13 protein-coding genes are annotated in these 14398 nt (G+C 65.3%); all 13 read right to left on the bottom strand.

All coding sequences use genetic code 11. From position 1 onward, the window contains the following. Window positions 1-100: 100 nt before the first annotated feature. Window positions 101-2809 carry a TonB-dependent receptor gene (locus EO156_RS17065; protein WP_016849401.1) on the bottom strand — a complete coding sequence of 903 codons (2709 nt, stop codon included), beginning with the start codon at window positions 2807-2809 and terminating at the stop codon, window positions 101-103. A gap of 719 nt (window positions 2810-3528) precedes the next feature. After that, complete coding sequence (gene gspN / locus EO156_RS17060; protein ID WP_005911079.1) at window positions 3529-4239, bottom strand: type II secretion system protein N; 711 nt, start codon at window positions 4237-4239, stop codon at window positions 3529-3531. A gap of 5 nt (window positions 4240-4244) precedes the next feature. Beyond that, on the bottom strand, window positions 4245-4721 hold the full coding sequence (gspM, locus tag EO156_RS17055) for a type II secretion system protein GspM (protein WP_003482652.1): 477 nt from the start codon (window positions 4719-4721) through the stop codon (window positions 4245-4247). Continuing rightward, on the bottom strand, window positions 4718-5806 hold the full coding sequence (gene gspL / locus EO156_RS17050) for a type II secretion system protein GspL (protein ID WP_005911083.1): 1089 nt from the start codon (window positions 5804-5806) through the stop codon (window positions 4718-4720). Before gspL ends, gspM begins: the two co-directional genes overlap by 4 nt. Then, a complete protein-coding gene (gene gspK, locus EO156_RS17045; protein ID WP_016849402.1) occupies window positions 5803-6792 on the bottom strand; it encodes a type II secretion system minor pseudopilin GspK in 990 nt (329 codons plus the stop codon). Before gspK ends, gspL begins: the two co-directional genes overlap by 4 nt. Next, the gene (gspJ, locus tag EO156_RS17040) at window positions 6792-7394 is read right to left on the bottom strand and encodes a type II secretion system minor pseudopilin GspJ (RefSeq protein WP_016849403.1); all 603 of its coding nucleotides are present in this window, start codon (window positions 7392-7394) and stop codon (window positions 6792-6794) included. Before gspJ ends, gspK begins: the two co-directional genes overlap by 1 nt. Continuing rightward, window positions 7391-7771: a type II secretion system minor pseudopilin GspI gene (gene gspI, locus EO156_RS17035; protein ID WP_016849404.1), complete on the bottom strand. Its 381-nt coding sequence runs from the start codon at window positions 7769-7771 to the stop codon at window positions 7391-7393. The genes gspJ and gspI overlap by 4 nt, the downstream gene beginning before the upstream one ends. Further along, a complete protein-coding gene (locus EO156_RS17030) occupies window positions 7755-8225 on the bottom strand; it encodes a GspH/FimT family pseudopilin (protein ID WP_087944845.1) in 471 nt (156 codons plus the stop codon). The genes gspI and EO156_RS17030 overlap by 17 nt, the downstream gene beginning before the upstream one ends. A 54-nt stretch (window positions 8226-8279) precedes the next feature. Further along, window positions 8280-8744, bottom strand: coding sequence for a type II secretion system major pseudopilin GspG (gspG, locus tag EO156_RS17025; RefSeq protein ID WP_016849406.1), 465 nt, complete (start codon window positions 8742-8744; stop codon window positions 8280-8282). A 28-nt stretch (window positions 8745-8772) separates the two neighbouring features. Then, a complete protein-coding gene (gene gspF, locus EO156_RS17020) occupies window positions 8773-9975 on the bottom strand; it encodes a type II secretion system inner membrane protein GspF (RefSeq protein WP_026006901.1) in 1203 nt (400 codons plus the stop codon). Then, window positions 9962-11509 carry a type II secretion system ATPase GspE gene (gspE, locus tag EO156_RS17015; protein ID WP_026006902.1) on the bottom strand — a complete coding sequence of 516 codons (1548 nt, stop codon included), beginning with the start codon at window positions 11507-11509 and terminating at the stop codon, window positions 9962-9964. The genes gspF and gspE overlap by 14 nt, the downstream gene beginning before the upstream one ends. Next, entirely contained in the window at window positions 11454-13532 is a 2079-nt protein-coding gene (gspD, locus tag EO156_RS17010) for a type II secretion system secretin GspD (protein WP_016849408.1), read from the bottom strand. Before gspD ends, gspE begins: the two co-directional genes overlap by 56 nt. Beyond that, complete coding sequence (locus tag EO156_RS17005) at window positions 13529-14338, bottom strand: type II secretion system protein N (RefSeq protein WP_016849409.1); 810 nt, start codon at window positions 14336-14338, stop codon at window positions 13529-13531. The genes gspD and EO156_RS17005 overlap by 4 nt, the downstream gene beginning before the upstream one ends. Window positions 14339-14398 lie beyond the last annotated feature (60 nt).

Here is a 14398-nt window from a genome sequence, read left to right as displayed (position 1 = left end):
TGCAGTGCATGGCACGCTTCCAACGAAACCGCAGTGTTGCCCTCACTGCTGGACGCCGCACGCAACTGTGCACGGCGGCCCGAGGCGCGCTGCCTCAGCATCAAAGCATGTCCCACTGCATCGACAGGTAGTAGCTTCGACCGGTGACGCCCGTCATCTGCCAGCGGCTGGGGATGTCCTTGTACGCTTCTTCCTTTCGGTTGGTGAGATTCAGGCCGCCCAGCTGGAAACTCAGCTTCTCGTTGACTTGGTAGCCAAGCACTGCATCCAGCTGCGTGCGTGCCTTCATGATGTGGCCTTCGCGCGCGAAGAAGCTGTCGCTGCTGTCCTGTTCGTACTCGCTGCGATGATTGAGCGACACGCGTGCCGAGTAATGCGCGCTCTCCCAGTACGCGGTCGCGTTCCAGGTCTGTTCTGACAGGTTGCGGATCTTGAAATCGGTATCGCGCTGCGGAATCACCCGGGTGAAATTGGTGGTGAACCCGAAACCATCGATCGGCAACCAGGCATCCAGCGATTGCGTCCAGCCCAGCTCGTAACCGCGAATCTTTACCTTGCTCGGGTCATTGGTGGTGGCGGTGATCTCGTAGATATCGCCGTTACTACTCACACAATCGCCGGCTGCATTGCTGGACAGCACGGTGCCGTTAAAGGCGGCCGGGCAAACGATGCTATTGAAGGTGCCGTTCTTGATGCTTTTCCAGAATTCGGCCACGGTCAGCGCGCCGCCGTTGCCGTAATACCACTCCAGGCTCAGGTCGGCTTGGTCAGCGGTCAATGCCTTCAGATCGGTCTGGCCCTGGGCGACGACATAGGTGGTGGTGCCGCCAGTATTGGTGCCGGTGGAAATCGTCGAAGCGATCGCGGTGTTGCTGTCCAGAATCGGCCGCACCAGGACCTTGGCGGCCGCAAAGCGCAGCAACAAGTCTTCGCGCATATCCAGCACCAGATTCAGGCTGGGCAACCAGTTGGAATACTCGTAGGGCGCGCGAGCGGTGCCGACCACGACATTGGCGTCGTCGCTGGCGGCTTGCGCCTGAGTCAGGTAGGTATCGGTGGTGCGTTTGGTATTTTCGTAGCGCATGCCGACATTGCCGCGCAGACGCATGCTGCCGATGTCGGTGTCGATGCGCGCCATCGCATACGCCGAAGAAATGTCGTTCTCGATGCTGTAGCTGCTCTGCGGTGCGAACAGCACCGGCACGGTGATGCCCGCGGCCGCCAGCGAGCGCGCATAAGCCGCCACGTCCGGGGTGACCCAGCTGTCCTGCGAGGCGAGTTGTCCGTCAAGGAAGTTGCTGACCGTGCTGCTGGCTGCGGACAGCTCCGGGAACATGTCGAAGCCGGACACCGCACCGGTCCTGAGCAGATACAAGAAGTCGCGCCGGCGCACATCGCGATCGAAGGTTTCGCGACGGTATTTGGCGCCGAAGCGCACAGCGTTCAACGCGCCCAGTTCAAGATACCGTTCGGCATCCAGTTGCAGCGACCATTCCTTGTTGCTGAGCGATTGGATGGAACCGTTGGGGTATTCGCTGCGCACCAGATTGGCCTTGTTCCATGCACTGGCGTCAGTGGCATCGGCATCGGTGGTCAGCGAGATCGCGTCGGGATTGGAGGTATCCAGCAGCGTTGCAGAGGGAATCCGTCCCAGGATCGCGGCGCGCTCGTTCTCCTCGGTCTTGCCCTGGGTGTAATTGGCCGCGCCACTCAGCGTCCAGGCATCGCCCTTCCACTTGAAGTCGTAGGTGAGCAACTGAGTGGACAGATTGTGCTGTTCGATCTGGTGATTATTTTCCAGCCAGTAATCCGACGCCGACACCTGTGTGGCGGTCAGCCCGTTGGTCTGCAGCACTGTCAGCGGACTGCGCTCGAACGAGTACACCAGCTGGTTCATGTCGTTGGCGGTCCTGTCCTGCGAATACAGCGCAGTGAGGTTCATCTCCAGCTGTTCGCTAGGCTTCCATTGCAGACCGCCATTGAACATCTTGCGCGTGGTCTCGCGCTCGATCGAGCGATAGCGCGGACGGCGTGGGATATACAACGTGCCGGCGTCGGTGGCCTGCGTGTACCAACGGTCGATCCACAGATAATCGGCGCGATCCTTGAGCTTCTGATAGCCGGCGCTGAGGAACACGCCAAGATCGCCGCCACCGAACTTGAACTGGTCGATATAGGTCAGCACGCCCTTGGGCGTTGGCGAACCGCCGGCAAACTCGGAGTACTGCGTTTTGGCTGAGAACAGCAGCTTGGTCTGCTGGTAGTCCAGGGGTTTGGTGGTGTTGATGTTGACCGTGCCCGACAGGCCACCGGCGTCCATGTCCGCCGACGGCGATTTGATCACCTCGATGCCGGCGGCCACTTCTGGCTGGATGATGTCGTAGCGGAAGCCATCGGTGAAATCGGCGCTTTTGATCACCTGGCCGTTGATGGTGGTGGCCGAATACTGCGGCCCCAGGCCACGCACGCTGATGGTGGAACCGCGCCCGTTGATAGTGGAAATCTGCACACCGGGAATGCGCTGGATCGCCTCGGCGATGTTTTCGGCAGGAAACTTGCCGATGTCCTGCGCAGAGATGCCGTCGGTCATGCGCACGTCGTCGCGCTTGTTGTCCATGGCCGTGATCAGGCTCTTCTGGTACGAGCTGGTGACCTTGATGGCATCGAGTTGGGAGATCTGCGCCGATGCCGCCGCCGATGCGTCCTGTGTCTGCGCGTTGGCGCCGCAGGCAAGCAGCGACAGCGCAATGGCAAGGGACAGCGACGAGGGCGAACAACAACGCAGCGAGGCACGCGGGAGAGGCGACATGAGAAATCCTGAAGTGGAATGGCTGGACGACAACGCGACTGGCGTTCCGATCGATCAGCGATGACAGATCCCGGCGCTGGCAACCCAACCACGCGCGCACAGGTCACCAGTTCCGGATGTCCGGAACCGCCTGCGATCTGTTGTCTGCGAGCACCCCGCAAGCCCCCCCGTGGGTGCCGATGCCGCGTCCGTCCCAGGACGGGCACGCATGCCATTGCTGATCAACGGCCCTGACTGGAAAGTACCAATTCAGTGGAGTTGATTCTTATGGTCTCTAAAAGATCGTGTCAACAGTCACTTTCGAAAGCGTTCGATAGCGCTCTGGAAGCGCACCCGATCCTTGCCGCCATTGACCTGCAACGGTGCGTGCAAAGATATCGGGAGCGCACTGGGCATCGTTGTCACATGACCAGTCACTGACCAATTCCTTGTGACCAGACCAATTCTGGGCAGTCCACGTCGCGGCCCCGACGTCGCAATCACTGCTGGCTGCGTCACCGTCCTTCGCAGCGTGCTCATGTGTATTCCAAAGCGCGTATCGCAGTACTTGCACAGGCGAACCCGTGCCGCGATGACTGCTTGCCGCGCCACGACGACAACGTTGTCAACGGATGAGCCTACACGCCATCCAATCGCCGCAACGAACATACCAGCCGCAACGCATGCACGATCATGGTGCAGAAGACGGGCGCTGTGGCACGTCGCCAGTCATAGCGTTTCTAGTGCAATCGACCTTCATCGTTGCGCAAAAACCCGCGCTCCGGAGTAGCAGCGAAGCCCAGCAATTGCAGCCCGACACCCAACACTGCGTCCTGCGCTGGATCCACGCGCGACTGCAGTTGCCAGCGTCCGTCGGGCCAGAGTTGCAGCTGCGCCTTGGCCTGCACGCCGGCGGGCAATGCGGTGTCGGGCAGCAAGGTCAGCACGGCGGTGTGATCCACGCACGCCGGCTGCCCGGACAAGCGCAGTGGCGGCAGACCGGGCAGCGCGCCCGCCCCGCTTGCCAGCAATTGCAGGCTGACACGCCCGTGCGCCTGCACGCAGCCGGTGGCATCGAATAGCAGATCGACCTGCTGCAGCTGCACCGCCAGATCGATCAGTGCCACGCCACCCGGCTGGCGCACCAGGAGTTGGCCCTGTGCATTGCGCATGCCGCGTTGCGCGCCGTCCACCAACAGCAGTTGCAACTGTGTGGACTGCAACTGCACCCGACGTTCGCCACGCAACAGCGGCCAGACCCGCGGCCGCACCGCCACATCGCCGAACACGATGCCTTGCCATTGCACCTGCCGCAACGTGCCGGCCCAGATCGGGCCCTCCACATCCAGCACCGAGAACGGCAGCCCCTCGCGCGGCAGCACCAGACGCAACGGGACAAATGCCAGCAGCGCGACGCCCGCCATCGACACCAAGATCAAGGCCCAGCGCATGCGTGTCACGGTCCCGATTCCGCAAACCCGCAGCGTACGCGGAGTTGGCCCTGCTCGCGTGCCACGCTCAGTTGTGTCGGCGCCAGGCCGTGCGCCTGTCGCAATCGCTCAAGCCAGCCGAACAGCGCGGCGGCGCCGACGGCCTCGATCTGCACGTCCACCCCGCCCACGGCGCTGCGCTGTTGGGAGGTGATGTTGACGCCGGCATCGCGTGCGCTGCTTGCGATGATCTCGGCCAGGGCCGCTGAGCCCAGTGCGGCGGCGCGTCTGGTCGACGCTGCCTGCGCAGATGCATCGAGCGCCAGCTGCGCAGCATCGGCATAGCGCGCCCAGGCCCGGTCATGCCAGTGCCGCAATGGGACGTAAAGCGCATACCAACCGACGAATGCCGCCAGTGCGGCGCACATCACGCCCAACATGCGCCGCTCACGCGGCGCCCGGGTCTGCCACCATTGCGTGCCGCGTTGCAGCGATGCCTTCATCGCAATGGCTCCAGCGCGAACGGTGTCCGCATGCGACCGTCCTCGACTTGGCTGCTGCCCGGATCAAGGTGCCATCCAGCATCCGCAAGCCGCGCCGAGAGCTGCTGCAGGCTGGCGTCATCGGTGTGCAGCAAGATCGCGCGCAACGGCTGTGCGGGGTTGTAGTCCAGCTGATCCAATTCTGCCGCTGGAAGGGTATCGACTGCGGCGAACAAGGTGCTCAGTTGCATCGCCAGGCGATCGGTCGCCGTGCCGGCCTGCCGACGCGCCTGCAATGCGGCTGGCACCGCCGCTGCATCGTGCACACCCAACTGCGTGGCGGTCCGCGCTTGCAGTACACGCGCACCGATCTCGTAGCGCAAGGTCTGCGCCAGCAACAGCAACACCGGCGATAGCAGCACCAGCGCAGCCAGCACCGCCAGACGGCGCGGAGCGCGCTTTTGCTCGGCAGCGGCCTTGTTCGCGAACGGGTGCTGCAGCAGATCGATCGGCACGTGCGCAGCGGAGCGCGCAAAGCCGGCGATGGAGTGCGTTGGGTCGGGCCCCGGCGGCACTGCCGGCACACGATCGCCCAGCAGCAGACGCGCTGCCTCTGGCTCCAGGCTGCAGGCCAGCTGTGCGCCACGGATCAGCCAACGGCCGTCCCAGTGCATCACTGCTGCCGTCGCATCGGCACCAGGCTCCAGCAACAGGCAATCCGGCACCACCGCATCGGGAGCGAAGCCGAGTTGCGTTGCGCGCGCCAACCACTGCTGCATCACCACGCTGTCCACTGCAGCGACCAGGCGCGTGCCATCGGCCTCAGCGCTATCGGCGATCACCACATGCAGGGCCTGCGTCTCAATCGCCAGATGCTCGGCCAGTTGCAGACGCGCAGCGGCCCGTGATTGCGCCATGCTGCGGCCAGGCAAGCGCAACCAGCGCAGATGCACATCCACACCCGGCACCACCAGGAGGGTGCGCGCGGATGGCTCGGGCGGTGCGGTGGCTTGACCCACCGATTGCACCTGCCCCTGCGCATCTGCACGCACCGCAATGGATTCGGCGGCTGCATCGGCTGGCAGCAACAACAACGTGGTGGTCATTGGTCAGAACTCCATTGGCGCGCGACCAGTCGGATCCGGCCGGCCGTTTCCTGTTGCAGCAACGCTTCCAGCATGACCTGCGCGCCGGCATGGTCGACCTGGCTGTAGAGAGAGAAATAGCGGGTGCGCAGTGCGAGTTGTTCCATCACCGCATTGGACAGCTCAGCCTGCATCAGCGCCGGCTGGCTGAGAAACAGCCGGATGTCGCGCCATCCTCCAGCCGGCCGTGCAGCGATAACGCGTCGCGCGGCCGGCAGCTCCAGCGCTCCTCCGGTCAACGCCACCAGCACCGGCGCATCGTCCAGGCGCAGCGTGTTGATATTGATCGGCGACAAGCGGCCCTCCGGCAATGCGCAGACATACGGCTGCAGTTGCGCAATCAGTTGCGGCGTATAACCGGCGATGGCGCGCAGTTCGCTGACGCCTGCCAGCAAGGTTGCACCGGTGCGCTGCGGTGCGGCCGCCTGCAGGTAGCGGTCGTCTTCGGCACCGTGCACGCCCGGCTGTGTGTCGGAGTCGATCCAGTCCACCAATGCGTCGGTCAGCGCATGCGCCTGTTGCGGGGCGATGCCCAACACGTCGAGCAATGCGCGATATTGGCGTGCGCCCTCATCGCTACGCTGCCATTGTTCGGGCGCACCAACGACCACGCTGTTGAGATTGAAGCAGCCGCCGCGATCGTGCAGACGCACGCTCACCGCACCGTCGTCCAGCGGAAAGCCGATCGGCTGGTCGTTCCAGCCGCCGTCCAGCGTAGTGCGCAGCGGATCCCGCTCGGACAGCGCCTGCAAGCGTTGCCGCGCAACGGCCTCGCTGCCCAGGGCGTACCACTGCGCTTGCGTCATGGCTTCGCCATTGCCGCTGCGGCGCAGACCAAAGCGCAGGTCTTCCAGCACGGCCGCCATCAGCAAGGTCATCACGGCAACCAGCAGCAATACCGTGAGCAAGGCCACGCCGCGTTGCCTGGCAGGTGCGTGCAGTGCCATCACGTACGCCCTTCCGGCAACAGGAACAGTTGGCGTACGCGCCCCCAGTGCTCCAGGTCCAACTCCAGCGCGATCGCATCCGGCAACGCTTCAAGCCCACCGCTCCAGCCATCGCTCCATTGCGCCCGGTAATGGAATGCCACCGCCGCCGAACGTACGCCGCGCAACAACACTTGCGGCGTGCCAGCTGCCGCGCCGTCGAGCGCAGAGCGTGCGCTGCGCTCCAGCCGCCCGTCCACGATGCGATATTCCACGTATTGCAGCGACGCACGCGGCGCCTGGTCCGGATTGCTCCAGCCACGTCGCACAAACCCGAACAAGGGCCCGTACGTCCCGGACGCACTCGCAGCAAAGGCGCTGCGTGCGGCGCTGCCCTCGCTGTTGCGGGTACGGCGCACCGCGGCCTGCTGCAGGTCGCTGCGCAGCAGGCCATGGGCCAATTGAAAGTCGCGAATCTGCTGCAGTCGCGCGCGCACGGCATCGCGCTGATCGATGCTCTGCCGCATCACCGCCACCGCAGCTGCGGCCACCAACGCGAATACCGCCAAGGCCACCAACAATTCGATCAAGGTGAAGCCGCGCGTGCGCTGTTTGCGGATCATTCTGCGCTCCGCAGCATGCTCAGGCTGGCAACTTCCTGCATTTGGCCTGCGGCACGCACGCGCACCTCGATCCGCAACAGGCCTGCCGCGCCGGCCGGCAGCGACTGGCGTTGCCACTCCCAGCTGCGCCCGCCGAGCATTACCCGCCCGTTCGCAGGCGCACGGATTGCCGAAGCCGGCGCCAGCGTCGCTTCAATCGCCTGGTTTTCTGCCACCACCGCGGCAAGCGCGCGCTCTTCCAACACCACCGCTGTGCGCGCGCTCTCGCCGGAAAGGTTCAACAGGCCGACCACCGCCATGCCGAAGATCGCCAGCGCGACCATCAGTTCGAGCAGCGAAAATCCACCCGATGCGCGTGCGTTAGCGAGAGGGCGCATCGACCTGCACCACGCCTGCGGCATCTACCACGATCTGCATCTGTTGCCGGCCATCGCCCAATGCGATGCGCTGCGGTGTGGCCGCGCCTGTGGGATCGAAGCGCACACTCAGTTGCTTGCTGCCGGCCGGCAGTTGCGCCTGGATGCCTTCCGGCCAACGCATCGTAGCGAATGGCGTTTCATCCAAGGCGATCCAACGCTGCTGCACCTGACGCCGGAACGCATAGCCGCCGGCATCGATGCTGACCTCCACCATGCGCAAACTCATGATCGCCTCGTCGCGTGCATGCATCAGCGCGCTGGCCAACGTGTCGGCATGATCGTGCAGATCGCGCCGCGTATCGGGCAAGGTCATCACCACCAGCGTGCTGGCAAGCGCGGTCATCACCAGTACGGCCAGCACCTCGAGCAGGGTGAAGCCACGCGCGCGCATTGGCGCCACGTGCATGCGCATGCGCATGCGCATCGACGATTGCCTTGTGGCCGGCATGAATGACATTGTCGGCACTCAGCGCCAGTTGCCGATATCGGCGTTGTCGGCGTCGCCGCCTTCTGCACCGTCTGCGCCTAGCGAATACACATCGAAGCCGCCATTGCGACCCGGACGCCGATATTGATACGCATGGCCCCATGGGTCTTCCGGCAGCCGGCGGATGTAGCCGCCGTGCCGATAGCGCTCCGGTCGCGTCAATCCGCTCGGCGGGTCGAGCAAGGCTTGCAGCCCTTGTTCGGTACTCGGGTAGCTGAGGTTGTCCAGGCGATAGGTTTCCAGCGCCTGCTCCAGTACCGCCACGTCGGCGCGGGCTTTTTCGATCATTGCGCGATCCTGGCTGGGCATCACATTGATCATCACCACGGTGGCGAGCAGGCCGATGATGACGACGACCACCATCAGTTCGACCAGGGTGAAACCACGCGTGCGTCGCTGTGCCGTCGGCGAGCCAAGGCGTGCACGAGAGTGGATGGACTGCATGACGGTCTCCAAAGATAAGCGGCTGCGCTCAACCAAGCGCGAGGGTGTTGAATTGCAGGATGGGCAGCAGGATCGACAATACGATCACCGCCACCACGCCGCCGAGCAGCACGATGATGGCCGGCTCCAGCAAGCTCATCGCGGCGGTGGTGAAGGCCTCGAATTCGCGTTCCAGGTAATCGGCCGCACGCTCCAGCATCGGCGCCAGACGCCCGCTGTTTTCGCCGCTGGAGGCCATGTACAGCAGCGTCGGCGGAAACACCCCCGCGCGCTTCATGGCCGCGGCCAGGCTGCCGCCCTCGCGGATCGCGGTGACCATGCTGTCGGTGGCCAGCCGCAGCGCGCGGTTGTCCACGGTGCGCGCAGCGATCATCAGCCCCTCCATCAATGGCAGGCCGCTGTTGACCATGATCGCCAGGGTGCGTGCCATGCGCGCGGCGTGCAGATCGCGGATCAACCGGCCCAGCAGTGGCGCGCGCAATAGCGCCCGGTCCGCTGCAAGGCGCAGCGCCGGGCGCTTGAGCAGCTGCACCGCTGCAACCAGCGCCACCACCAGGGCGATCAGCAGCGGGATGCCTGCGTGCAGCAGGAAATGCGACACGCCGATCACCACGCGCGTCAGCCACGGCAAGGCGCGGCCCATCGAATCGAACTGGTCCACCACCTTGGGCACCACGAAGGTCATCAGCACGATCACCACCGCACCGGCCGTCGCTGCAAGCGCTGTCGGATAGACCAATGCAGACTGCAACTTGCTGCGCACCTGTGCCTGGCGTTCGAGCAGATCGGCCAGTCGTTCCAGCACCTGCGGCAACGCACCCGCGCTTTCGCCAGCGGCCACCATCGCACGATACAACGCGGGAAACGCCTTGCCCTGGCGTGCCATCGCATCGGACAGGCGAAACCCTTCGACCACCAATGCATGCGTCTGGCTAGTGACCCGACGCACGCCGCGGCGTTCGGACTGTGTGCCGATGGTGCGCAAGGCTTCTTCCAGCGGTGCGGTCTCCACCAGCGTGGCGAGCTGGCGGGTGAACAGCACCAGATCCTTGCCACTGAAGCGCGCCGCGCGCACGGCCGTGCTGGCGGTCGCGGCCGCAACTTCCACACGCACCGGCACCCATTGGCGCTGTTCCAGCTGCGCACGTGCGCTGTTTATGCTGTCGGCACTGATCACGCCGTGCCGGTTGCGCCCATGCAGATCGAGCACGGTGTAATCAAACTGCGGCATGCGCATCGTCCTGTTGGCGGGTCACACGCAGCGCTTCTTCCAGCGTGGTCAGGCCTTGCAGCACGGCCGCCCGTGCCGCTTCGCCCAGCCGCGGTACGCGTGCGAAGGCGACCGCAGCCAGTGCATCTTCGTCGGCGTTGTCGCCGATCAAACGGCGCATCGCATCGTCTACCGCAATCGCTTCGTAGATACCCACGCGCCCGGCGTATCCGCTGTGGTGGCAGGCGTTGCAGCCGGCCGCTGCGTAGATCACTGCATCGGCCGGCGCCCGCAACAGGTGGGCCGTCCCAGCGTCCATCGGCCGTGCACTGCGGCACTGCGTGCACAAGCGCCGCACCAGCCGCTGCGCCAGAATCAGTCGCAGGCTCGATGCCAGCAGAAACGGCTCGATCCCCATATCGCGCAACCGCGTGACCGCACCCACTGCATCATTGGTGTGCACGGTGGAGAGCACCAGATGGCCGGTGAGGCTGGCCTGCACCGCAATCTGCGCGGTCTCGGTATCGCGGATCTCGCCGATCATCACCACGTCCGGGTCCTGGCGCAGGATCGCGCGCAGGCCGGCGGCGAAGGTCATGCCGACACGTGCGTTGACCTGGGTCTGGCCGACGCCGTCGATGGCGTACTCCACCGGGTCTTCCACGGTGAGGATGTTGCGCGAGCCATCGTTGAGCAAGCGCAGCGCCGCGTACAAGGTCGTGGTCTTGCCCGAACCGGTGGGCCCGGTGACCAGCACGATGCCGTTGGGCACCTGCAAGGCACGCTGCACGGTGTGCATCACCGCCGGTGGCATGCCCAGTTGCGCCAGCGACAGCGTGCCCTGTTCCTTATCCAGAATACGCAGCACCACGCGCTCGCTGCCGCGCGTGGGCAAGGTGGAGACGCGCACATCCAGCGCCTTGGCCCCCATCACCAGCGACACGCGCCCATCCTGCGGGATGCGTTTTTCGGCGATATCCAGCCGCGCCATCACCTTAACGCGCGACACAAGCAGCGGTGCGATGCGTCCGGGCAGCGTGGCCGCCTCGCGCATCACGCCATCCACGCGCAGGCGCACGCGCAAACGCGATTCGTAGGATTCCAGATGCACGTCGGATGCACCCAGCCGCGCGGCTTCGGCGATGATGCCGTTGATCAGGCGGATGATCGGCGCATCGTCCTGGCTGTCGAGCAGATCGGCGGTGGGGATGTCGTCGATCAACGAATCCAGGCTGCCATGCAGATCCAGCGCTTCCACCTGCACGCCTTGTTCCAGCCCGGCATCGGCGTAGATCTCCGACACATGCCGGTCGAACACCGACGGCGCCAGCGTGCGCACCTGCAATGGCAGGCCCAACGCGCGGCGCAACTCGATCAAGGCCTGCACATCGCCACCTTCGCGCAACCCGATCTGCGCTGTGGTGTCGCTGCCAAGCAGCACCACGCCGTGACGCTTGGCGAATGCATAGGAAATGCCGGCGCGCGCAGTGCTCATGGCGTCACCGCTGCACGGGACGTGCGCCGGGCGCAGGTGTCGTTGCCGGTGCCGGCGCAACTGACGAGGGACGTGCCGGCAACTGCGGCGGCTGAGCACGCAAGTAGTCGCGCACCAACGCATCCAGCGCCGCTTCCGGGTCGCCATCGGCCAGCTGACGCTCGCGCAGATAGGTGTAGCGCGGCGCGGTCATGCGCTGGGCATCGGCTGCATCGCGAATGATGGTGGGGCGAATGAACACCATCAGGTTGGTCTTGTCGCGGTTGCGCGACTTGTGCCGGAACAACGCGCCCAGGCCGGGTACATCGCCAAGCAGCGGCACCTTCTCCACGGTCTGGCGGTCGTTCTGATCGAGCAGGCCGCCAAGCGCCACGATGGCACCGTTCTCCACCACCACGCGCGTTTCGATCTGGCGCTTGTTGAACACCAGCTCCGACGATTGCGCGCTGACCGGCCCGGCAATCGCCGAGACCTCCTGCTTGATCGCCAGCGTGATGCCGCCGGCGGTATTGATCTGCGGGCGCACTTCCAGCTCCACGCCCACGTCCTGGCGCTGGATGGTGCGGAATGGGTTGTCGTTGGCCGCGCCGAGCACTTCGCCAGTGGTGATCGGCACTTCCTGGCCTACCAGGATGCGCGCCTGCTCGTTATCCAGGGTCATGATCGAGGGCGTGGACAACAGGTTTGAGCCGGTGTCGCTCTTGACCGCATCGATGATCATGCCGAACACCGCATCGTTGCTTTGCCCAGCCAGGCCGATCAAGCCGCCGCTCAAACCGAGCAGCGATTGCGCAGCCACGTTGCGCGCCTGTTCCAGCACCGAATCGTCGTCGGCATTGCCGCTGCGCGTGCCAGCCGCCGCCGCGGCCAGCGGCACGATGCCTGGCGATGCGCCGCTGTATTGCGTGGCGACCAACGGCACCGTGCCGTTGCGGCCGGCCAGCAGCAGCTGCACGCCCAGGCGCTTGGCGGCGGTGTCGGAAATCTCCACCACGATCGCTTCGACCAATACCTGCTCGCGATGCACATCCAGCTGCCGGATCACATCCATCAAGGCGCGCTGGGTCTCCGGGTCGGCGTTGATGATCAACGCGTTGGAGCCTGGGTAACGCACGATCACCGGGCGCTTGCCTGCCGCCGGCGCGATCACCTGCGTCTGCGCAGCGCCGCTCGCGGCGGCCACATCGATCGCAGCCAAACGTGTGTCCTGCCCGACCTGCGCCTCATTGCCTGGAGTCTGGCCGACCAATTGCTGCAACACCGGCAATAGTTGCTCGGCACTGGCGTGTTGCAAGCGCACCACGCTGACGTCGCCGCGGCGCTCGGCGCGCCCGTCCAGATCGACTGCGGTACGTACCACGCGCTGCACCAGCGCCGGGTCGCCACGCACGATCAAGGAATTGCTGCTGTCCACCGGCAACACCGACAGCACGTTGCTGCGCTCGCCGCCTTGCCCGAACAGCGAGGTCAAGGTGCGCGCCAGTTCCTGCGCCGAGCTATTGCGCAACGTCACCGTATCGATGGCCGCACGGTCGGTATCGATCTGCGCCACCAACGTGCGGATGCGTCGCAGGTTATCGGCGTAGTCGGCGATCAACAGGCTATTGCCTTGCGGCATCGCCATGATCACGCCACCGCGCCCGATCAACGGCTTGAGGATCTCGGCGGCGCTGCGTGCGTCCACGCGCTGCAGGGTGAAGACCTGCGTGGCGAAGCCCAGGTTGCCGTTGGCGGCGCTACCCGGCTGCTGCGCGGCGGTGTCGTCGGGAATGACGCGGTAGGTCGATGGCCCGGTGGACACCGCAATCAATCCATTGGCGCGTAGCACGGCCAGCAGCATGCCCAGCAGATCGGCTTCGGACATCGCCTGCGCACGCGCCACGTTGACCGAGCCCTGCACGCGCGTGTCCACGATGAAGGTGATGCCGGTGGCACGCGAGACGTCCTGGATGAAGGCGCGCAGATCCACGTCCTGCAGGCGCACTGCCGGCGCATCGGCGGCATGCAGCGCGGTCATCGGCACCGCGGGCAATGCGAGCAACAACGTGGCCGAGAGCAGCCAGAGCGGGCGAACAGCAATCATTGCGGGCGCTTCAAGGTCATGGTGTGGGTCTGGCCGTCGCGGCGGTAGGTCAGCGTGGCGCTCTGGCCATCGCGCAATTCGTCCTGCAGTTCGCGCAGATGTTCTGCATCGAGCGTGCGGCCATTGATCTGGGTCAGCACATCGCCCGGCGCCAAGCCGGCCTGACGCAGCAACGCGCCATCTCCGCGCGGCAGGAGGGTGAAGCCGCCACCCTCGGCGCTGGCCCGCAGACCTGCGCTGGCGAGCAACTGCTGCGGGTCGACGGCGGTGGCTGCGGTCGGGTCTGCTGCCGTGGCGACATTCGATTGCGCAGCTGCCGGGGCAATGGCTGGTGCGGTTGCGCTCGTTGCTGCAGCCGGGGGCGCTGCACCCGCAGCAGATGCCTCGCTCAATGCGATGCGACGCACGCTGCCGCCAGCGCGCAGCAACACATGATCGGCCGCGATCGCCTGCACCATCAGGCCGGGCGCCACCGTGTCGCCGACGCGGTACGCGCCTTGGCGGCCATCGCTACCGCTGAGATAGGCAGCCGCCTGGGTGCCGCCAACACGCACGCCATGCAGCACGATGCCATCGCGATTGGCGTCGGATGCGCTGCGATAGAACACATCGCGACGCAATGCGGACACGTCGAGAGTAGCGACCGCACCGGCCTGCGCAGTGCCCAACGGCCCGATCGGCGTCAGCACCAGCCACAACAGACGAACACCTTGCAGCACCAGCAATGCGGCCACACCGCCCGCCACCGCCGTGCGAACGCCCGGCGCCAGCAACAAGGAATTCAACGAGGGCCAGGCGCGTTGCAAAGCGGACGTCCGTCTCAGGATTTCGATCGGATGACAGAATGCGGCGGCAATGTGTCAGTT

This window comes from Xanthomonas sp. DAR33341, assembly GCF_003992815.1.
In the GTDB taxonomy this organism is placed as follows: domain Bacteria; phylum Pseudomonadota; class Gammaproteobacteria; order Xanthomonadales; family Xanthomonadaceae; genus Xanthomonas; species Xanthomonas cissicola.
This window is presented reverse-complemented; position numbering and strand designations above follow the sequence as displayed.